The following is a 21,730-nucleotide window of genomic DNA, read 5'->3' as shown; positions in this document are numbered from 1 at the left end:
ATGCCATTTTCCTTGCGCCCAAATGTAGGTGATATCGCCGCACCAGACTTGATTGGGCGCTGGCACATCGAACTCGCGGTTCAATGTGTTCGGGATATCCAGTCTTTCTACTGTTGCTCGTTTATAGGCATGGGAGCCGGGTTGTTTGCTGACTAAATCAAGCTCGCGCATCAAGCTACGCACTTTGAATCGACCGAGTTGCTCACCGTCTTCACGCATCAGCGACAGGATGCTGCGACTGCCCGCAGCGCTACGACTTTGCGAGAACAGCTCACTGACGCGACTACGCAATCGAAGCCGTTCAACATCGGGCGTGCAGCGCCGTAGGCGCTGGGCGTAGTAACACGAGCGAGTGACGTCAAACACCTTGCACAGCCAATCAACCGGCTCATGGGCGCTCAACTGGGCAATCAGCGCGTGCGCTCGTGCTCTTCCGACATCAAGAGCGCGGTAGCCTTTTTTAAAATGGATTTCTCCCGCTCAAGGCGAGCGATTCGAGCTTCCAGTTCCTGGATTTTCTGCTGCTCAGGCGTCAGCGCTTTACTCTGCGGAGTAACGCCGGTGCGCTCCTGCTGAAGCTGGTTAACCCAGCGACGCAACGCGGACTCGACCACACCAAGTGAGCGGCTGGCTTCGATATGGCTATAGCCTTGATCGAGCACGAGGCCTGCGGCTTCGCGTTTGAATTCAGCGGAAAAGGAACGGCGTTGTTTGGTCATCTGACACCTCAATCTGGCGAGCATTCTCGCCTAAATGGGTGTCCGGTTTCATTAGACCACTACAGTAGGCTCCAAATACTGCGACTGACGGTCAAGTTGCGAATGCGTGCGACGCTGCTGGCTATCCATGATGAGTTGAAACGCCGACGACATGAACCCATCCGGCTCAAAGGGCATTGGCTCACACGGGTAGTAAGTGGCTACTTCAATTATCACGCGGGGCCCGGAAACATCAAACTATAGAACGGATTCAGGAAAGCCATTTGCCGATATCGGCGTCTTGACCTCGGTCGGCGTATCCAGCGGAATCGGCTGCAATGACCTAACTCCGGATTGCTCACCGATTACTACATACCAAACCCAATGAATGCCCCCCCCTATATCCTGAAGATCGCTTCGCGTCACGTACCCAAGGTAGGAGCATTAGGTGGTAGATCCACACGTACGGATCTGTGCGGGGGCGGTAGGTAACTGCCGTCCCTACCACGACCTCTAGAAGTAAGTGCGCTGCAATATTGTGTACGGCTTTGATTTACAGGTATTTGATCAGATTTGCGCTTTAAAGGGTTGGTTAGCTTAGCCCCTTGTCTGGCTTTAAGAAAGTCGACAAGGGGCGGCTACGGTTGCCTTAATGCAAAGGGATGTCAGGCTTGTATCGTATTGAAGGCTGACTTCAATCGTGAATAACTATAAGCGCCCACATGGCTCTCAAGCAGCTCTTTCTGTCGCTTCCGGAGTGTCGGAAGATACTGGAGGTGCTGATCCCGGCGGCCGGATAGAACGCTTTCATTATCAGGCATCCTGAACTCGGAAGTGGCTTTGTCCAAGAATACGAAGTCGTGTTCGGATGTATACCTCAACCATAGATCCCAATCCTCTAGGCAGTCCAACTCCTCGGAGAATCCGCCGTGTTTGAGGAAGAGGTCCTTCTTGATAAGAAGAGACTGGATAGCAATGTAGTTGTAGTTCCACAATGCATCTATCGAGAAACGTGCCCGACCGAAAAGTGATTTTTTGCCCTCTATGTACTTGAGCGGCGAAAGGCTGATTACCTCGGTCGGAATTTCCCATGAGCTCGAATACGCCGCAGCTGCTTCGGGATGGGCATGCAGCTGTCCAACCAGGGACTCAACATGGTCAGGGAGCAGAAGGTCGTCATCGTCTAGGAAGCCGAAAAGTTCACCCTGTGCTAACTCCAAACCTCGATTCCCTGCAAAGCAACGGCCCCGTTTAGGCAGGGCCTCGTAGGTCACGGTCACGCCGGCTGGTAGCAGTAGATCGTCCACGACCTGGCGCGCATTGTCAGTGCCGTCTTCGACTATCACTAGTTGGAGTGGACGATAGGTTTGCCGCAGTACAGAGTGGATCGATTCCTTTAGGAACTCCTGGCGCTCACCATGGGTGCGAGTAATGATGCTAACCAATGGTTTGGCGGAAATGCGCGAGCTTTCCGATTCCCAAGGGCGAGTGGCTCTGGGGGGGAAGGCAAGCGAAAAGTCCTCGGTTTCCAGAGACAGGTTGGGGTTATAGGCCGTGTCGTACTGGATGTAGGGTTTCCAACGCTCGGAGAAGTAGTCCTCTTCGCTCTGGAATGCCATGAGTCCTCGGGTTTTCGACTCGTGGTGGTAGAGTTCCGCATAAGGGGTATAGAGGTTTCTGAAGCCCCTCTCATGAATACGCAGGCAGAGGTCAACGTCGTTGAAGGTGATGGTGAAATTCTCTTCATCGAAGCCGCCAATGGAATCGTAAACATCCTTTCTGAGCACAAGGCAAGCCGCGGTCACTGCGGTCAAGTTCTGGATAAGAACGGCTCGCGCCCAATAGCCAAGCCAGTGACGGGGTGCATACCGGTACATGTGTCCGGCGCGTCCCTTGTAGCCCAGCAGTACACCAGCATGCTGGACAGTACCGTCGGGGTAGAACAGGCGAGCACCTACCGCACCGATTTCGGGGCGGACGGCATGGCTGACCATTTCGCGCAACCAATCGCTGTTGATCACTTCAAGATCGTTGTTCAGCAGTGCGAGCACACTACCATTCGCCTCTTTGACAGCGATGTTGTTGATTCTTGAGTAGTTGAACGGATGGTCGAAGTCAATGATCCGGACGCGTTTGTCGCGCAGAAGCTCCTTGAAGTATTCCTGTGTTTCAGGCTTCTCACTTTGATTGTTAACAATGATGACTTCGAAATTAGTGTAATCGGTTTTGTTGAATATCCCGTCCATGCACTGCTGCAGGATATCCACGCCATCCTTTGTCGGAATGACGATACTAACCAGTGGTTCGACCGGCAGTGGATAAATCACTCGGTGGATCGACAGGTGAGGATATTCCGAGGTGACCTCGGCATCGATATCCATCCGCTGCAGGTGTTCCGCGAGAGCTTGGCGTGAGCGGGTGGCCGCGTAGTTCTTCGCTCCTGCGTCGATGGCGAGGGAGCCCGGAACGGCGCGCCAGTGGTAGAGAACATGTGGAATATGGGCGATGCTCTCGATCGGCAGCCGTTCGGTAAATCGAAGGACAAAGTCATAGTCTTGACTGCCATCGAACGCAGTACGCCAGCCGCCGAGACCACGTGCAATGCTGGCGCGGAAGACCGCCAGATGATCGACAAAGTTCTGTGATCTGAGCAGATCCGGGTTGAAGTCTGGCTTGAAATAGGGGTCGTACCGACGACCACTGATATCGACCTTGTCCTGATCGCTATAGAGGAAGTCCAGCGACGGATTTTTGTTGAGCTCTTCGGCGAACATGTAAAGAGCGTGCTCGGGGATCAGATCGTCATGGTCGAACATGGCGATGAAGTCGCCCTGTGCGATTTCCAGGGCGCTGTTGGACGCTTTGGAGATATGTCCATTTTCCCGGCGCAGAACCAGACGAATTCGATTGTCCTCGGCCGCGTGCTTCTTCAGCAACTCTCGCACTGCTTCATTTTTAGAAGCGTCGTCGGCTATACACAGTTCCCAATGCGGGTACAACTGGCTGCGCACTGAACGGATAGCTTCGTCCAGGAACTCCAGCGGTGGGTCATAGACTGGCATGATCAACGAAAATTTCGGCACCCAAGAGAACGTGTCGATTCTCGTAAGAATCTTGCTTCGAGCTTGGTCATCGAGGGTGTCATAGCGTCTGATCCACTCGTCGTAATCGAGTTTGATCTCACCCATTTCATCACTACTGCTGCTCGGCACAAGAAGAGAGCGGCCTTCGAGCATCCGCAACCGCCACTTGATGCCTTCGGGGCCCTCCTGCCAAAGGATGGCAAGCACTCGTCGGATGGCGTTCCACTTTCCCTTCCTCTGCATGAAAGTGGGCGCCAAGCGGAGCAGGTGGCGACTACGTTTGATCTGGTGACTGAGGAATCTCAGTGGAGCGGTTATTTTCCAGCTAGAGGATGAGCGCAGCTGAACAATTTCGTAGTTGAGTACTTCAAGTTGGTGCCTGCTATCCTCAAGCCCCCTGGAAAGGTTGCGTTCACGTTCTTTCCCCTCTTCAATGATCTGGGCCTGTTCATTGTTCCACACCTCGAGTTGAGTGGTGTGTTCAGCCGCATTAAGCCGCGTGAGGTCCGCGTTGGTGGCCTGTTCGCTGGTCGATACTTCGACCTGGATGATATTTTTGAGTTGATCGTTCACGGTCGCTTTCAGCTGTGCAAGTTCTGCATCTTTAGCCAGGGAGTTGGCGTGGTACTGTTCGATCAGTTGGTTACGCTCCACTATGGAGTCCGCCAACTGTTGATACTGCTGGCGGGCGTCCATATCGTTCACGGCCGATTGCAGTTGTGCTAGCTCTGCATCTTTGACAAAAGCTTCGCCGTGATACTGCTCGATCAGTCGGTCGCGTTCCGCTACAGCATCAGCCAATCGCAGATTATGTTGTTGCACGTCCAAGACTGTCGACTGGTTGTGCGGCTCGCTTGCCAGCCAATCCATGAAATAATTTCTCGAGGATGTGCCGGTAGCAGTTTCCTGAATGTCGATCTCGAACGCGACCAGATCATCTTCGGTTTGAGGGCACCACTCCAGTTGCAGTTTTTGGAAGAGTGCCTGCAAGAGGTTTCGCCACGTCGGAAACTGGTTGCTTGCTGGCCTGCCAAAGTAACTGACCATGCCGGACATGGCCAACATCGAGCGGAAGACTAGCTGGCTGAAGTGAATTTCCGTTTTTGAGCGCCATTCTTGGTCAATGACCTGAGGACGGCCGGCTGATGAGACGATAAGGTTCTGCGGAATGATGTCAAGAAACTCACCTGGCAGCAAAAGGTCGCCCTCACCGGAGGGTGAGTCGACGTTCACGCCGCGTTCAGCGAGGATGCCGATGAGCGCCGAACGGTAGCCTCTAAAAAACTCGACTATGTCGGCAATATTCCAACCATCGCGGGTGACCGTCCGAATGAACTGCCAAGACATGACCGTTCCTTGGCAGTAATCCGCATCATGTTCAGGCACGAAGTGCATCGCCTGCGCACCTTCGGTCGTGCCGGGTTGGCCCAGTAAGCGGTACCGCACCCTGATCGAGCCATCTGGACGCGCACTGAATAAAGTTTCCTTACAAAACTCAGGCTTGCGATCAGTGCTGAAATGATAAGCCAACACATCCCGGGGAGGCATGCCACTGGGGCCATTTTCTGCAATCAACAAGAATGAATTGGACAGTGGTATGGCCAGATCATTATCAAATAACACTGGCCACGCCAGTTCCTGGCGGAAGTTGATATGCGGGGGAAATTGTGGATCCCGGCGCACGCTCTGCCAAGCAAAGGCTGAGGAGTCGAAGCTAGGCGTTTCAAGACCTCGTTCGGAAAGAATCGAAGTCGGGAACTTGTAGTCCGGCAGCGGTAATAGCGTGCTGACGCTAGAGTAGCCACCTTCTTTCAAGGTCCGCTGAAGGACAGCATGACCAAAAGTTTGAGCCTGGTCGGCACGGTAAAGGTCCTCGACACCGTACATCGACAAGCCGACATGGTCCTCTGGTGCGCCAGCCAAATACTTCAGACCAAGCTGGTTTTCGATGGCGATCACCAGCCTACCACCAGGCTTTAGCAGCTCTCTGACGCGCTTCAACATGGTTACCGCTGGCGCTTCGCCGGGCGTGAACAGATTGGCGTACTCTAGTACACCGATCAGCGTAATGATGTCGAAGCGCTCATCCGTATTAAATTCCGCGAAACGGTCGGCTACTACCACGACATTGTCGAGATCCCGGGTGCGAGAGCGAGCGATGTTTGCACGCCTCAAGGATCCTTCCAACGCGAGTACCTGAGCGCCTGTCTCTCCCAAGTAGCGAGTAATAGCACCGCATCCCGCGCCAACTTCCAGTACTCGCGCGCCGCTTAGTTCTGTATGCAATGGGCGAAGAATATTCGCTCGGGTACCGGACAGATGGTAAAGGCTGGGCCAGTCTGTGCAATGCTGGCGGAGCTCAAGCGACAGTACGGAGAGGTCCGAGGCATCGGCTATAACTTGGCTTAGGCGAGTTTCGACTTCATCGCCGTCGTTATACGCAATGCTGGAAAACTTCGGGCGTGACCAGATCTGGCTCGATACATCGAATTCGTAGCCCTGGTTTTGTAAACTTGTGTTGTTATTGCTCATTGGCTTGCCGACAATTTGAGATCGAGGTTGACCAGCCCGAAGAAATTTTCGTCGGGACGTACCTGAATATGAATGGAGTCGTATCGACGATCATGGGGGACTATTTCCTCGCTCTGGCGTGAGGCGACGCCAAGGGAGATGAAATAGTCTCCGGATCCAAGGCGACAATTGAATCGCGCGCCGACACGTACGGCGGTGCCGGCATGGCCGGATGTCTTGAATTCTTCGAAGTCCAGCGTTTCGGAATTGGCACCGAAGACCGTGACGCCTTCCTTGGTCTTGATCGTGATTCCCAAGATTGGACGGAAGACCTCGTGAATAAAACTGACCGAAATGACCAGTACAATTTCCTGTCCGACAGTGTAACTGGTGGGATAGGCCTCGCCTTCGGCGGCTATGTAATAGTCTAGAATTCGCGCGGCACCATCGCCCCAACGGTACTCGTGGGGGTTGTAGCCTGGTCGTTGGCTGAAAGCATCCTCACTCAGATTTAATGAGCAGTAATCGGGGCTAGTGTAGTCGGTGCTCTTTTTCTGTTCTTGGGGTGCGGCCAGCGCCTTTCCTTCAGCGGCTTTGCTCCGCCGCTCCTTTCCGAATAGCAAGTCCAGGTAGCGGTTCGAAATGCGTCGCGGATCACCTTGTTCAACCACTTGGCCGTTGTTCAGCAGCACAGCGTGGGAGCAGTGGGTAACGATCTGCTCGGTGGAGTGAGTGACTAGCAGGATGCTGGTGCCGTTCTCCTTGAGTTGCCGTAACCGTTCGAAGCATTTTGCCTGGAACTTGGCGTCGCCGACGGCCAAGGCCTCGTCGACGATAAGTATGTCCGGGTCGATCTGCGCCTGCACTGCAAAGGCGAGTCGTACGACCATGCCGCTAGAGTATGTCTTCACCGGTTGTTCGATAAAATCACCGATATCGGCGAACGACACGATGTCGTCATAGCGTGCGTCGATCTCTGCTTTCTTCAGACCGAGAACAGACGCATTCATGTAGACGTTCTCGCGTCCAGTGAACTCGGGATTGAAGCCCGCACCGAGCTCCAGAAGTGCGGCTATGCGGCCTCGGGTCTGGATGCTGCCACTGCTAGGGTTCAACGTCCCGCAGATCATCTGCAGCAAAGTCGACTTGCCGCTACCGTTGCGGCCGATTATTCCGACTGCTTGGCCTCTGCGTATTTCGAATGATACGTCGCGGAGTGCCCAGAATTCGCGGAAGTACTGCTTGTTTTCCAGTCGGACGGAGCGTCTCAAGGTAGGTAGGAGGAATTGCTTCAGCCTGTCTCGCGGTTGCTCGTAGATGTGGTAGCACTTGGAGAGATTGCTGACCTTGATCGCAATATCCGAGCGCTCCTGTTTTGATTCAATGGAATGCTTAACTTCAGAGGACATCGGCAAAGCCCTTGCGCGTTTTCTGGAACCAGGCGAAGCCAAGCCAGCAGATGATCAGAGATAACAGGCTGAGCATCCCCAGTTGATGCCAGTCGGGCATTTCGCCGAGAAACATGATCTTCCTTGCGCCTTCAATCGTGGGCGTCAGAGGGTTCGCCTGCAGGATGCCTTGGTATGCTTCGGGTAGTGCGGTAACTGGGTAAAAGATCGGCGATATGAACATCATAACGGAAACGATCACTCCGACAATCTGAGCAACATCGCGCAGGAACACACCCAGCGAAGCCAGTAGCCAAGTGAGACCGAGTGAAATCAGTAACAGGGGCAACATAACGGCAGGCAGCAGCAGAGTTGTCAGATAGAGCTTTCCGGTCAGCAACAGGCAGGCGGCAAGCCAGACCAGCAAGCTGATAAAAAAATGAAACAACGCTGCACCGAGCGTTATCCACGGCAGTACTTCTAGAGGAAATACCACTTTCTTGACGTAATTAACGTTGCCCAGGATAAGGTTGGGCGCGCGACTGATGCATTCGGCAAATAGATTGAAAAATATCAAACCCGCAAACAGCATCAGCGCAAACTGCTCCTTCGACTCCCCCTCACTGCTCCAGCGTGCCTTGAAGACTACGCTGAAGACAAACGTATAGATCACCAGCATCAGGATCGGGTTGAATAAAGACCACAGCATGCCAAGCGATGAGCCGCGGTATCGTCCGGCGATATCGCGTCGAATCATTGTCCAGATTAATCCATTGTGCCGGTAGGCGCTGGTCACTATTTCAAGAGGCGAGATGGAAAAATGCTGCATCAGGCGAACACCTCTGCTTCACCTGGGTGCGGGCCGACCCAGTCCTTGGCGGATAATTTCGGCTTGTCGCTGAAGACTCTCGGTTCGATTAATACAGCATCAGGAATTGCAAGACGGGTAGCTTTCATTAGTAAACGGTCTCGACTAGCAAGTGGTTCATGTATTGGCCATAGCCATTCTTGGTCAGCGGAGCCGCGAGGGCATAGAGCTGCTCATCGCTGATCCACTGCTGGCGGAAGGTGATTTCTGCTGGGCGGGCGACTTTCAGCCCTTGCGGGTTTTTCAGCGTGGCGGTGAACTGACTTGCCGCCAAGCTGACCAGGCTCTGTAAGCTGCCGGCATAATTAAGTTTGTCTAGGCTGACGACGGGTTCATCATAGGCTGCTAGCCAGTTGAGTATGAAGTTCGCGCCAATTAAGCCGGCGCTGCCGGTCACAAAAATGGTCATGGGTTCATAGTCTTTGTAGAATCGCTGCGGCGGCAAGGCCGAGAGTGTCGGCAAGCGTCTGCCGATGAACGCCAGATTGGTGAATCAGGCGCAGTCTGGTTAGCAAATTGGCCTGTCGGCTTTGCTCGAAGAGTTCCAGGGTATTAAGATTTTCCTGGGTGAGCTGCTTCTTGAAAGTGGAAATGGCCTTCAGGTTCGCATCGTTCCACTCACGAAAGGTTCCATGTAGCATTTTCCTGACGCGCGACAGGCGGTCCTGGAGTTCTGACTTGGAACCAATGATATTTTTGCCGTGCAGGCGATAATGGACCGTCGGCTCCTTGTTGTATGCGACAGCACCACCGCAACCTGACACAAGGATGTAGGCCCACCAATCGTGTGAAATGATTTTCGTATCGGGTGGGGTCTGCTTGAGCAGATCTCGTGCCGCGCCATTTAGCAGCATTGTGTTCCCGCCGGCGATGCTTTGCACAAGGGCATTTTCGAAGCAAGGCGGTTTGACGAAGAGGGGAGAGGCGCCGATGGGGGATCCTTGAGCATCAATCAGCAAGGTGCGCGAGCAGTAGAGCATCGGACGTTCGACCGGTAATTGCTGCATCCAGCGGATACCGGCTTCGAGCCGCTCGGGCCCCCAGACATCATCCTGATCGCAGAAGGCGAAGTAGCTAGCCTGGATTTCCTCGCGCCTTAACATACTCAGAAAGTTCGCGGCGAAGCCGTGCTGTGGTCCCTTGAGAATATGCATTCGATTGATGCCGATGCGTTCGCGGTACGACTGCAGGATATTGAGGGTTGCATCGCTCGATCCATCGTCTGAAGCATAGACGGACCAGTCCGTATGGGTCTGCTGAGTGAGCGAATCAAGCTGCTCGGAGAGAAAGTCTTCTCCGTTATACGTTGAGAGCAGGATAGCGACATGCTTGTCGCTTTGCGCTGACGCTTTCAGTCTTCCTTGGATTTGCTCTGAGAGCTTGGGAATCAAAACACCACCACTAGCCGATCAATTCTAGTCATACAGCGGAGCATGGAAGCGCCGCGCAGTGCAGGTACAACCACGCTTGAGGGGCCACGTTGATACTGTTCACCACATTCTATCCATTTGATTAGGCATCCACAACATCAGGGCTCTGATGTTGAGCTGCGACATCGTAATGGATAGCTTCCTGTCTCCGCCCCAGTTGAGCAAGGCCGTCCAGAAGTTGCAAAACATTAGGTACTAGTCAGAATGCTGGAGAGTCTACGCGCGGAATGGGCGCTGGTAATGCGGTCGTATGAGGGGATTCCAAGGATCGAACTTCGCTTAGAGCAGTGCCTGCGGGGGGGGGGCGTCGACTGCCAAAAAATTGTAGAGTCCTTTTGCATTTGATTTATTGACCGCGACTGGCGCTGGAGCGAAGGTGTGACGACGGTAATTGTTCCATAAACCACACAATCAATGTCATCAGCTAATCCCTGGTGCTGTGCTCCCGATTCCTTTCCGAAGCCGGCACCTAATGATGCGTCCCGACGCAAAAAAAATTTATTTCTACCCAGAGCCCGTCGATTTCCGAAAATCCATCGGCTGCCTCGCCGCTGTGGTCGAACTGGACATCAAGGTCGCAGCGTTTGACCTGGTGCTATTCGTGTTTCTCAACAAACCTCGAAACCGAGTTAAGATTTTGTATTGGGAGCGCAACGGCTTTTGCCTTTGGCTAAGGAAACTCTGAAGAAGACTTCCTGATTTTGGCAAAATACCAGGACTCCACCCGCCGAGTTTTCCGATGAAACAGATGACCTTCGCTGACGCCGAGTACGCAGGCAAGCGTAAGCAGACCCGCAAAGAGTTGTTCTTGATCGAGATGGATCAGGTGGTGCCGTGGAACGGCTTGATCAAACCGATCGAGCCGTTCTACCCGAAGGGTGAAGGCGGTCGTCCGGCTTATCCGTTGATGGCGATGCTGCGTGTACATTTGATGCAGAACTGGTTTGGTTACAGCGATCCAACGATGGAGGAAGCGCTGTACGAGACCACTATCCTGCGGCAGTTCGCCGGGCTGAATCTGGAGCGTATTCCCGACGAAACCACCATCCTCAACTTCCGCCGACTGCTGGAGAAACACGAACTAGCTACCGGCATCCTGGCCGTGATCAATGGCTATCTGGGTGACCGAGGTTTGTCGTTGCGCCAAGGCACCATTGTCGATGCCACGCTGATCAATGCGCCCAGCTCGACCAAGAACAAGGACGGTAAGCGCGATCCAGAAATGCACCAAACCAAGAAGGGCAACCAGTACTATTTCGGCATGAAAGCGCACATCGGTGTGGATGACGAGTCAGGTCTGGTGCACAGCGTGGTGGGCACAGCCGCCAACGTGGCGGATGTCACTCAGGTCGACAAACTGCTGCACGGTGCTGAGAACGTGGTCTGCGCCGATGCCGGTTATACCGGCGTCGAGAAACGTACCGAGCATGATGGGCGCGAGGTGATCTGGCAGATCGCGGCACGCCGCAGTACTTACAAGAAGCTGGGTAAGCGTAGCGCTCTATACAAAGCCAAGCGCAAGATCGAGAAGGCCAAGGCCCAGGTACGCGCCAAAGTCGAGCACCCGTTTCGGGTGGTCAAGCGCCAGTTCGGTTTTGTGAAAACGCGCTTCCGTGGTCTGGCCAAAAACACCGCGCAACTGGTGACGCTATTCGCGCTGTCGAATCTGTGGATGGCACGCCGACATTTACTGACCAGTACAGGAGAGGTGTGCCTGTAATGTGGAAAATGACCGTTTCGAGGTGCTCGCGGCGGCTAAAAGCTCAGAAATAAGCGGATGATCTGATCGTTTTGGTCGATTCGCCGTTTTCAAAATCAGCGGAGGCTGAAGTCAGCCAGAAAAGCGTGACTACTTCAGACCATCCCTAAAGTGCCTGGAAGCCGGGCCTTTCAAAACATCGCCGGATTGTTCGGATGATGGCATCGTGCTGACGGAGCAAAAAACCAACTGGTTATTGGACGGTTTTGATTGGGGCGCAACCGTCCGCATCAACTTTTGACGCTTCGATTCATCGCCTGATTCGGAAAAATCAGGGCAGGATTTCCATGCCCTGATTTTTCCGACGACCCTGTTTTGCTGAAGAAGCTGCTTGAGCAAATGCTAAGTGAGCGCGAGTCAGATAAGGGGAAGATCGTTCATCTTGAAGCAGAAAGTGCGCAGTTGCGTCACCGTCTTTTCGGGCGTAAGTCAGAGTAGACCGCTGATCCCGCGATCCCGTAAATGGCCTTGTTCAACGAAGCTGAAAGCGTGGCCAACTGTGTCGACGAAACGATGAAGAGGAGGTCGTAGCTCCGACCAAACGACGAGGCATACGCAAGCTTCTGCCCGCCGATCTTCCGCGTATTGAGGTCATTAACAAACTGCCGGATCACGAGCTAACCTGTGACTGCGGTTCCGTAGACACGCCTTTGGCGAGGAAATCAGCGAGAAGCTCGAGATCGTACCGATGCAAATCCGCGTGATCAAAAATGTGCGTAAGGTCGACGCCTTTGGGAAATTAAGGTGCCTTGGCCTCGATGTCCAACTTGGATAAAGCGCTTCATGGGCTATTCCCGGTGAATTCGCGAATGTGTTTTTACAAACCCTGGGACATAAGCGGTCGCGGAGATACCCCATAGATAGGAATTCGAACCCCTTTTAACGGACACAGACGCCGGCATAAACCACCAAACAGGCGTGTCCCGACCTTCCTTTCTAGTGTGCTGCGGTTTTTACCGGCCCTGACCATGCCCTAAATTTGCCCTAAGCTTCCGAACTCAAGCAGAGCTGGCGTTTGGCATCTGAATAGGATTTCCAGTTGCAGCCGGTAACCCAAACGATGTGCAATATAAAATCTGACTTCCACCTGCCTTGTTACAGTGGACTGAAAGGCCACGTTTTTTGGCAAAATGATGACGCTGCGCCATCACGCACAAGGGGCGATCCCGATACAAATGAGTGAAACGGTAAAATTAGTTCAGGCCGCGGGCGCCGGGAATGCTAAGTTTGCCGACGCTTGGCAGTGCTGGCGGTGGCATCGGCAATGTGGGCGCCACAGGCAAGCAATAGTGCTCTTTGCGTCGACCAGCCGACCGTGCCGCCAGTGCAAGAACCGCCGAGCGTCGAGTGAGCTGGTGCTAGAGACCCTTGCGGCGGCAGAGGAAGCTCTCAATGGCGGCGTTTAACCCCCCCCCCTCCGGCCCTGCCCATAACGCCGTTTAGCGTCAACCCCAGGTTTCCATAGGGCAGTATCACGAGTTGAAGATTACTTATAAGGCGTAGATACCTCTTATCCATTATAATCAGCTTTTTTGATTCAGTCAGAGCAGAGACGTGAAACACATCAATCGCCCCCCCCTAAGAGGCACCTCCAAAAAAATTGTCGCTCGAGCCGATCGGGGAGATAAAAATGTCCACGTTCACATTGCAGTCACTATCATCCTCTTTGGGGCTAGGCAAAGCGGGCCGTGTCTACACACCCCGCTTTAACATGGCGATTTTTTTGCTCACGATGGCTCGGTTTTTTGTTTTAACAGGACAATATTTCAGGTAATCCATTTAAGAGTACAAAGATGCCCATCTTTCCCTGTTTTTTGTCTGCCGTGTTTGTGGTGCGCAACCAGTCAGCAAGTATTGAAAAAATCCTCTCTGATGCGGCGGCTGTCATTGCAGACATCGTCAATGACTATGAATTGATCGTGGTGGATAACGCTTCGGATGACGATAGCATTTTAGTGCTGAAGGGGCTGACCGCTGAAAACGGGCTGGCAAATTTACAGGTGTATGCGCTGACCAAAGAGGTGGATGCCGATACCGCCTCGTGGGTTGGACTGGAAAATGCACTTGGTGATTTCGTCGTCGTTGTCGATCCGTTGGCCGATGACATTAGTTTTGTCCCTAATATGCTCGATCAAGCGGTCAGCGGCGCTGATGTGGTGTTTGCTAGTAATGCTCAAAAACCCACGCAGAGCATTGCTTATCGTGGGGCTAACGCTGTTTTTCACAGCCTCTATAATCGTTTTAATGGTGTCCATCTCGCCAAAGAAGCGCCGCAGTACCGCGTTTTAAGCAAGCGGGTGATCAATTTTATCCTGCAGCATCCACAGCCGGCGATGACCTATAGGCACCTTCCTGCAACGGGTGGATTCGCGCGTGCTTACCTGAACTACAGCTCCGCGCCGCAGGCGTCTCGGCCCAAGCGATTGGGCGAGAGCATCGACCGTGGCATGCGCTTGCTGGTCTCGACCACGCGTGCGCCGATGCGCTTGGTGACCTCGCTCTCCCTGTTTGGTGCTGTTGCCAACCTGGTGTACTGCGTTTATGTACTCGCAGTTGGTATTTTAAAAACCGATGTTGCGCCGGGCTGGATCAGCTTTTCGCTGCAACAGTCGGGAATGTTCTTTCTGATCTCGCTCGTTCTGCTGGTTTTAGGCGAATACATTCTGAACATGGCCAGCCTGTCGAATGAGGGCCCGCTTTATCATGTAGGCCAAGAGTTCACCAGTGCCCGCATGACCCGGCTTGAAAAACTGAACATTGAAGAAGTGGTATCAGATTCAGCCGAGGCGAAAACCTCGACCAATGAACGTGCTTCCTGATGTCGAGCCTCTATCCAAGCCGACCCAGTCAGGATGCCATTATCATTGGGGGGGGGTTCTACGGTACGGCTATCGCGGTGTATCTGGCCAAACAACGCGGTCTTAAGCGCATCCTGCTGATTGAACGTGAGCCAGCGCTGATGATGCGTGCTTCTTACAACAATCAGGCGCGCGTGCATAACGGCTATCACTACCCTCGCAGTTTCACGACCGCTTATCGAAGTCGGGTAAACCTACCAAAATTTGTACGGGATTGGCCGCTCGCGGTGAAGCAAGACTTCACCAAACTCTATGCTATCGCCCGGCGAAACTCGAAAGTCACGGCCAAACAGTTCGAACGCTTTTGTCGGGAAATTGGGGCGGATATCCAGCCGGCAGATCCTGTGTTGCGGGCCTTATTTGAACCCCGCCTGATCGAAGACGTGTACCTGGTCAAAGAATATGCGTTCGACACCACTCAGCTCGCTAGCTGGGCAGAGCGTGAGCTGAAAGAAAGTGGTGTGCAGATCGAATACGACACACGGGTAACCGCGATCTCGAAAGGGGCACAGGTGCCGTTGCAGGTTATAGCCGAGAAGAAGGGGGGGGGGCAAGAAGTAATCACCTGTCGCTATGTATTCAACTGCACCTATAGCGGCCTCAATCAGTTCAAGGGTGATTTCCCCGGTGTCAGTACCGGCCTCAAGCAAGAGATTACTGAAATGCCCCTGATGCAGATGCCCGCATCACTCAATGGTTTGGGTATCACGGTGATGGATGGCCCGTTCTTCTCGATGATGCCTTTTCCGGCGCGAGGACTGCATACCTTGTCCCATGTTCGCTATACGCCCCACATGCACTGGAATGACCAGCAAGCAGTTGACCCTTACGAAAAACTGCGCTGTTACGAACGCGACACCCGCGTGGATCGGATGGTCAGAGATGTCGGACGGTATATTCCCGAAGTATTGAAGGCCAAACACATCGACTCGTTGTTCGAGATTAAAACCGTTCTGATGAAGAACGAGAGCGATGACGGAAGGCCAATCCTTTTTGAGAAGCATGCAGAGTTGCCAGGTTGCTATTCGGTGCTTGGCGGTAAAATTGACAATATTTATGACGTTCTTGAAACGCTTGAAGCTGAGAACATTATCGGCATCGATGATCAAGAAAAATCTACATTTGGAGAGGTGAATGTTTAATTCGCTTATTGGATATTCAGGTTACGTGGGCGGCACCCTTCTTAAACAGGAAAATTTCACATCGCTTTATCGTTCAACCAATATTGGCGATATCGATGATCAATCATTTGATACGGTAGTGTGTGCCGGTGCTCCGGCGCAGAAGTGGATCGCGAACCGGGAGCCAGAAGCGGATCGGCAAAAAATTGAGGAGCTGATCGCACACCTCAAAACCATACAGTGCAAAACCTTTATTTTGATCAGTACTGTTGATGTCTTTAAGAATCCCATAGGCGTTGACGAGGACACCCCTGTCGATGAGTCGGGCCTGCATGCCTACGGTCTGCATCGTCGATTGCTGGAGACATTCATCGAAGAGTATTTTCCGAACTATCTGATTGTTCGTCTGCCAGGGCTGGTTGGCCCAGGTCTGCGCAAGAACGTCATCTTCGATTTTCTGAATGACAACAACCTTCAGGCAATTGATAGCCGGGGGGTGTTCCAGTTCTACCCGATGGTTAACCTTTGGTATGACATTCAAACCGCACTCAATGCCGGTTTGAAATTGGTTCACCTCACGGCAGAGCCCGTTAGTGTGGAGAACATTTCCCAACAGGGTTTCGGTAAATCCTTCACCCATACCTTGGCCAACCCCGCTGCGACCTATGACCTGCGGACCAAGCACGCCCAAGTATTTGGTGCGTCGGGCGGCTATCAATACAGCGCCCGCGAAACAATTCTCGCGGTCAGGGCCTACGCGCAGTCCGAGCCACTGACGATTAAAGCCGATGCGGGGGTGAGCACATGAGGTTGGCGATTTCCAATATTGCGTGGGACATCGCCGAAGATGAAGTGGTCACTACGCTGCTTCAGCGGTTTGCGGTTGATGCTATAGACATCGCACCTGGTAAGTATTTTCCAGAACCAGCCAAAGCTACGAATGAGGATATTACTCAAGTCAAAGACTGGTGGGCTGAGCGCGGGATTGAGATAACCGGCATGCAGGCGCTGTTGTTTGGCACCACGGGGCTAAATGTCTTTGGCTCTGCTGAAAGCCAGGCGGCCCTGCTAACGCATTTGGCGGCGATATGCCGTATCGGCGCTGGCCTGGGGGCGACTCGGGTGGTCTTTGGTTCACCGAAGAATCGTGATCGCAGCGGTTTGAATGATCAAGAGGCTTTGGACATCGCGATTCCTTTTTTCCGGCAGTTAGGAGATATCGCTCAGACTTGCGAAGTGACTATCTGTCTTGAGCCTAACCCAACCTGTTACGGCGCCAACTTTATGACCACCAGCGCGGAAACCGCTGACGTGGTGAAGCGCGTTGCGCATCCAGCCATCCGGATGCAGCTAGACACTGGTGCGCTCACAATTAACGGCGAAAATCCCCTCGCGGTCTTACACAACTGTGCCGCTCTGATCGGGCATGTACATGTCAGCGAGCCCGACCTGTTGCCTTTGGGTGATGGCGGTACTGAGCATGGACAAATGGCTACCGCCTTAACGCAGTACCTGCCCACTCATGTGGTCTCCGTCGAGATGGTGGCGACCAAGGATGAGTCGCATGTGGCATCGATTGAACGAGCCCTTCAGGTGGCGACGCAGCATTACCGCAGGGTTGGTGTTGAGGTGAACATATGAGCATGAAATGGCTCATCCTCTTTTTAGGCATCCTCTCTAACGCTTCCGCCAGTGTATTGGTGAAGATGGCCATGATGCCCCCGCGCAAGTTTCCTTCCCTCAGCGATCCCTTGGCCGCATTGAGTAATTGGCCATTTTGGTTGGGGCTAGGGCTATACGGCGCGGCTTTTCTGCTCTATGCCGCTGCCTTGGCGCGTCTCCCGCTGAATGTGGCACACCCGGTTCTGACCGCCGGAGCGGTGGCAACTGTCGCTCTGTTTTCGGTCGTGTTTTTTCATGAATCCTTCCACTGGACTACAGGGGCAGGAATCGTACTGGTAATCGCCGGCGTAGGGCTGATTACAGCTCGCGTGGCTTGATGGTAAACATGATGACCTCTTCTTATATTGCTCCTGCTGCCCGCGAAACGTGGCAAGTACCCTCCTTTGACACGCGACTCTGGCTTGGCCGTCAGCACCCTTGGTGCGTGGTAATCCCAGTTATTAACGAGGGTGAACGAATCAAGAGCCTACTGGCTAGAATGGCGGCGCTCAATATTGAAAATATTGCCGATATCATCATTGTCGATGGCGGCACTACGGATGGCTCGCTGGAGTTGTCAGCGTTACAACAGGTCGGCGTACGAGGGTTGCTGGTCAAGACGGCCCCCGGAAAACTCAGTGCCCAGCTTCGTTGCGCTTATGCCTTTGCACTCGACCAAGGCTATGAGGGCATTGTTACCATTGATGGTAACGACAAGGATGACCCTGAGGCGATACCGCGCTTTATTGACGCGCTGAAACAGGGCGTTGATTTTGTGCAGGCCTCGCGCTTCGTGGCGGGAGGTGTGGCCGAGAATACCCCTAAATCACGAGACTTCGCGATTCGCTTTATCCATGCACCGATGCTGAGCCTTTTCTCTGGATTTAAGTGGACTGACACCACTCAAGGCTTTCGGGCTTACAGCCGGAAAATGCTGATAGACCCGAAAGTGGCACCGTTTCGTGATGTATTTATGACCTATGAATTGCTGGCCTATCTATCCTATCGCGCACCGAATCTGGGTTATCGCTGTGTGGAGTTGCCGACAGTTCGACGTTACCCAAAAGGTGAAGTACCGACCAAGATCAGTAGTGTGAAGGGTAATATTTCAGTGTTGAATATTCTGCTAAAGAGCTGCCTTGGATACTACAACATTAAAATGGAATTAGATAAGTGATGGCTTTTTTTGAGTTTCTCAATAAAAAATGTTTAAACTTTAATTTTGACTGCTTATTTGAACGATATAAAGGAGAAATGCTTACTTTCTTGGCTGTATTTGTTGTTGTGTTTTCCTCGTTAAAGATGTATTCGACGTCAGCCTTAAATGGAGATGTTGAGCAGTGGGTTAATCTAACCAATCAGATGTTCTATGAGGGGCAGGACTTTCTGTTTAGTTATGGGCCGCTTTATTGGCTGACTGGAGTTGCATCATCGCAGTACAATATCTATTCATATTGGGGGGCTATAACATTCCTAAGTGTTTTAAATGCATGTTTCTGGTCAGTTATTTTTACGCTGATCTGTAAGGCTCGCTCATACATCTTATTTTCCGTGACGTATTTTCTATTTTTTAGTAGTTTAAATTTCTCGGCAGCGTTATTTCTTTTACCATTCGCCATTATAGTTTATTTAGAATTTTCAAAAGCTAATCCATTAACTGTTAATTCACGGCTTATGGTTGCTCTTGGGGTTTTAGTCGGATTTTTATTCTACGTGAGATTTTTCTACGGCGTCGTTGGGCTGGCTGCATTTGGGTCTTATTTATTTGTTCGTTTGTTCTCTGAAAAGAAAACTTTAAGATTGGCTCTGTTTTTTATAGGCTTAATTGTAAGCTATGTTTTTTTTGGTTTGATTATATTTCACGACAAGGTCAACATAGTTAACTACTTGATAGTTAATAAAAACCTGAGCTTTGGTAACTCGGTAGATATGACGCTGGATGTTGTTAACTCCAATAGCACATTTGTCGCCGCCGCCCTCGTTGTTGTTTTTCTTAATATGTATCTTTTATTTAAGCGTAGATCGCTTCTGCTAACTGTAAATATTTTATTGCTTATATTTTTTAAGATTGGATTTAGTCGAACGGATCACTATGTCGTTTACTTTGTAGTACCAGTAGCCGCGCTATCTCTTGTAATGATTTTTGAAAAAGACAGTATTAGTCGACTACTTTTTGTGCTAACTATTTCTAGCCTGTATTATCTTTCCGTCAATCAAAGCTACCCTTCAGCCCCAACTAAAAACTCGTTGCTTCCGGCCATAGATTTTAGCGTTGGATATGAAGACCGGATGCAAAAATTATATGCTAAATTTACACTTGAAGAAGAGCTAATAAGAAAAATTGGGAAATCAACGGTAGATGTGTATCCGTATAATAATGAGTATGTTTTTGCACATAAATTAAACTACAAACATCGTCCGTCATTTCAGAACTACATGACGCTTACGCCAGCATTGGATTTGATGAATAAAAAATTCTTTGAGTCCTCAGAACGTCCAAGATTTGTTCTTTTTACATCCGGCGCAACTTGCGGCTCTGAAAATTGCAATGTATTTGATGGTCTTGATAAAAAATTCTCACTGAACGAGGATCCTCTGACAGTAAGCGCTATTCTTCTGAATTATCATACTGTTAGCGTCTCGAAAGGTAAAAATGGTTTACCGCTGATTCTTTTAGAAGAAAATGATGGGTATACCGTTTATGCTGAATCGCCAATATCTGAAAAAATAATGTATTTTGGTGAATGGTACAAGGTACCTAGAACTGCGGATGGGGTAACCAAAATAATTCCAGACTTTGAACTTACCAATTACGGGCGCATAAAAAATTTATTATTCCGTGGAAGCATTCTAAAGGTCAGGTATAAATTTGTTTCAGGGGATATCCGTGAATACAGACTAAATATCATAAATTCAACGAATGGAGTTTGGGTATCCCCGCTACTGGACAACTTTGAGTTTTCTGGTGAAGCTGTTGATTCGGTTATGTTCTTGTCACAATCATCTAATTATTTTAATACGAAATTCAAATCTAGATGGATGAAGGTTAACATTCCAGGAGTACGTACTAAGTATGCCATGCCTTTAACATCAATCCCTGGTGTTAATACAAATGTAGAAATAGCTTGCGATGGTTCAATTGATTCGATTAATGGAGCTCCCCCAGCCCCATCTAAACTTGATTTTAATGTAATGGAGCATTTGAAAATACAAGGATGGCTCGCATTATCAACCCAAGATGGCACATTGTTTGATAAAACATTTTTGACACTTACTGATATCAACGGTAAAAGAATTTTTATATCTACGAGTGGTCAAGTCCGGGGGGACGTGGGGGCAGCCTTCAAAAAATCCAGCCTTAACGCGGCAGGTTACAATACGCTAATTGACCTTTCAGTGCTAAACGGTGGTACCTACACGCTAGGAATGGGCGGAGTGCACAACTCAGAATTTTATAGTTGTAGCCAATACAAAATCTCGGTGACTATAGATAAATAAAATAATGTTTAGGTTGGCCTGGATCATTCAGGCCTTTCTTAACGTGTTGCAAATATCCTGAATTATGCGACGACTGTATGCGATCCATAGTAAGCGCTCCATAAACCCCACATTCAAAGCGCTTAGATGATCCCGGATGCTGTGCTCCCGATTCCTTCAGGAGCCAGCTCGCCATGATGCGACCCGATGCCAAAGTCGAAAAAGTGTATCTGTACCCCAAGCCGGTCGACTTCCGAAAATCCATCGACGGCTTGGCGGCGCTGGTCGAGCTGGATATTAAAGTCGCCGTATTCGACTCGGTGCTTTTCGTATTTCTGAATCGCCACCGTAACCGAGTAAAGAACCTCTATTGGGAGCGCAACGGCTTCTGCCTTTGGCTCAAGCGCCTCGAGTCCGAACGATTCAAAACATCGCCTGACGCCACCGAGGAGGCGATCGTTCTGACCGTCCAGGAACTCAACTGGATGCTCGATGGCTTTGACCTCTGGCGCAACCGTCCTCATCAAGTTTTGACGCCGCGATTCGTAGCCTGATTCGGTATAATCCAGGGCATGAATTCCTTGCCCGAAAATCTTCCAGATGATCCCGTTCTGCTCAAGAAAATGCTTGGGCAGATGCTTGACGAGCGTCAGTTGGATAAGGGAAAAATTGTTCGGCTAGAAGAACAGAATGCCCTCCTGCTTCAGCGTCTGTTCGGACGTAAGTCCGAGCAAACAGCTGATGCGGCAACGCCGCAACTGGCCCTCTTCAATGAAGTAGAAAGCGTCGTCGAGCCTGTGGACGAAACCTCAGATGAAGAGGTCGTTGCTCCGACCAAGCGCCGCGGCAAACGCAAGCCACTGCCCGCCGATCTG

Annotated in this window: 15 protein-coding genes and 4 pseudogenes; 12 read left to right on the top strand and 7 right to left on the bottom strand. The window is 51.4% G+C overall.

Annotation, left to right across the window (positions count from 1 at the left end; genetic code table 11):
- From QYH43_RS26460 to QYH43_RS26430, 7 genes and pseudogenes are all read right to left on the bottom strand, one after another.
- A pseudogene (locus tag QYH43_RS26460) lies at positions 1-719 on the bottom strand (IS3 family transposase); the annotation flags it as partial.
- Between the two features lie 644 nt (positions 720-1,363).
- A complete protein-coding gene (locus QYH43_RS26455; RefSeq protein WP_301158473.1) occupies positions 1,364-6,313 on the bottom strand; it encodes a glycosyltransferase in 4,950 nt (1,649 codons plus the stop codon).
- On the bottom strand, positions 6,310-7,701 hold the full coding sequence (locus QYH43_RS26450; RefSeq protein WP_301158472.1) for an ABC transporter ATP-binding protein: 1,392 nt from the start codon (positions 7,699-7,701) through the stop codon (positions 6,310-6,312). The genes QYH43_RS26455 and QYH43_RS26450 overlap by 4 nt, the downstream gene beginning before the upstream one ends.
- The gene (locus QYH43_RS26445) at positions 7,691-8,509 is read right to left on the bottom strand and encodes an ABC transporter permease (RefSeq protein ID WP_301158471.1); all 819 of its coding nucleotides are present in this window, start codon (positions 8,507-8,509) and stop codon (positions 7,691-7,693) included. The genes QYH43_RS26450 and QYH43_RS26445 overlap by 11 nt, the downstream gene beginning before the upstream one ends.
- A gap of 127 nt (positions 8,510-8,636) precedes the next feature.
- Positions 8,637-8,846: pseudogene (locus QYH43_RS26440) on the bottom strand (glucose-1-phosphate thymidylyltransferase); the annotation flags it as partial.
- Positions 8,820-8,957: pseudogene (locus QYH43_RS26435) on the bottom strand (dTDP-glucose 4,6-dehydratase); the annotation flags it as partial. The pseudogenes QYH43_RS26440 and QYH43_RS26435, both read right to left, overlap by 27 nt.
- A 4-nt stretch (positions 8,958-8,961) precedes the next feature.
- Positions 8,962-9,939, bottom strand: a complete 978-nt coding sequence (locus QYH43_RS26430) for a glycosyltransferase family 2 protein (RefSeq protein WP_301158470.1) — start codon at positions 9,937-9,939, stop codon at positions 8,962-8,964.
- Positions 9,940-10,450: 511 nt separating this feature from the next.
- On the opposite strand from QYH43_RS26430, the gene tnpB (QYH43_RS26425) reads away from it, so the two are divergent.
- The 12 genes and pseudogenes from tnpB (QYH43_RS26425) to QYH43_RS26370 form a co-directional block, all read left to right on the top strand.
- Positions 10,451-10,663 (top strand): IS66 family insertion sequence element accessory protein TnpB, encoded by a 213-nt coding sequence (gene tnpB, locus QYH43_RS26425; RefSeq protein ID WP_367316920.1) that lies wholly within the window; start codon positions 10,451-10,453, stop codon positions 10,661-10,663.
- 54 nt (positions 10,664-10,717) lie between these two features.
- On the top strand, positions 10,718-11,698 hold the full coding sequence (locus tag QYH43_RS26420; RefSeq protein WP_301158469.1) for an IS5 family transposase: 981 nt from the start codon (positions 10,718-10,720) through the stop codon (positions 11,696-11,698).
- 378 nt (positions 11,699-12,076) lie between these two features.
- Positions 12,077-12,461 (top strand): annotated as a pseudogene (locus QYH43_RS26415) (IS66 family transposase zinc-finger binding domain-containing protein); the annotation flags it as partial.
- A 1,069-nt stretch (positions 12,462-13,530) separates the two neighbouring features.
- Complete coding sequence (locus QYH43_RS26410; protein WP_301158468.1) at positions 13,531-14,556, top strand: glycosyltransferase; 1,026 nt, start codon at positions 13,531-13,533, stop codon at positions 14,554-14,556.
- On the top strand, positions 14,556-15,737 hold the full coding sequence (locus QYH43_RS26405) for an FAD-binding oxidoreductase (protein ID WP_301158467.1): 1,182 nt from the start codon (positions 14,556-14,558) through the stop codon (positions 15,735-15,737). The genes QYH43_RS26410 and QYH43_RS26405 overlap by 1 nt, the downstream gene beginning before the upstream one ends.
- Positions 15,730-16,524, top strand: a complete 795-nt coding sequence (locus tag QYH43_RS26400; protein WP_301158466.1) for a pyridine nucleotide transhydrogenase — start codon at positions 15,730-15,732, stop codon at positions 16,522-16,524. The genes QYH43_RS26405 and QYH43_RS26400 overlap by 8 nt, the downstream gene beginning before the upstream one ends.
- On the top strand, positions 16,521-17,357 hold the full coding sequence (locus QYH43_RS26395; RefSeq protein WP_301158465.1) for a sugar phosphate isomerase/epimerase: 837 nt from the start codon (positions 16,521-16,523) through the stop codon (positions 17,355-17,357). Before QYH43_RS26400 ends, QYH43_RS26395 begins: the two co-directional genes overlap by 4 nt.
- 2 nt (positions 17,358-17,359) lie before the next feature.
- Positions 17,360-17,716 carry an SMR family transporter gene (locus tag QYH43_RS26390; protein ID WP_301158464.1) on the top strand — a complete coding sequence of 119 codons (357 nt, stop codon included), beginning with the start codon at positions 17,360-17,362 and terminating at the stop codon, positions 17,714-17,716.
- 11 nt (positions 17,717-17,727) lie between these two features.
- Positions 17,728-18,555, top strand: a complete 828-nt coding sequence (locus QYH43_RS26385) for a glycosyltransferase family 2 protein (protein ID WP_301158459.1) — start codon at positions 17,728-17,730, stop codon at positions 18,553-18,555.
- Complete coding sequence (locus QYH43_RS26380) at positions 18,552-20,876, top strand: hypothetical protein (RefSeq protein ID WP_301158457.1); 2,325 nt, start codon at positions 18,552-18,554, stop codon at positions 20,874-20,876. Before QYH43_RS26385 ends, QYH43_RS26380 begins: the two co-directional genes overlap by 4 nt.
- 176 nt (positions 20,877-21,052) lie before the next feature.
- Positions 21,053-21,409, top strand: a complete 357-nt coding sequence (tnpB, locus tag QYH43_RS26375; protein WP_301158456.1) for an IS66 family insertion sequence element accessory protein TnpB — start codon at positions 21,053-21,055, stop codon at positions 21,407-21,409.
- Positions 21,410-21,427: 18 nt separating this feature from the next.
- On the top strand, positions 21,428-21,730 hold a 303-nt coding region (locus QYH43_RS26370; protein WP_301158455.1), incomplete at its 3' end, for a transposase.

The organism is Pseudomonas sp. C32, from assembly GCF_030417915.1.
Taxonomy (GTDB): domain Bacteria; phylum Pseudomonadota; class Gammaproteobacteria; order Pseudomonadales; family Pseudomonadaceae; genus Aquipseudomonas.
This window is presented reverse-complemented; position numbering and strand designations above follow the sequence as displayed.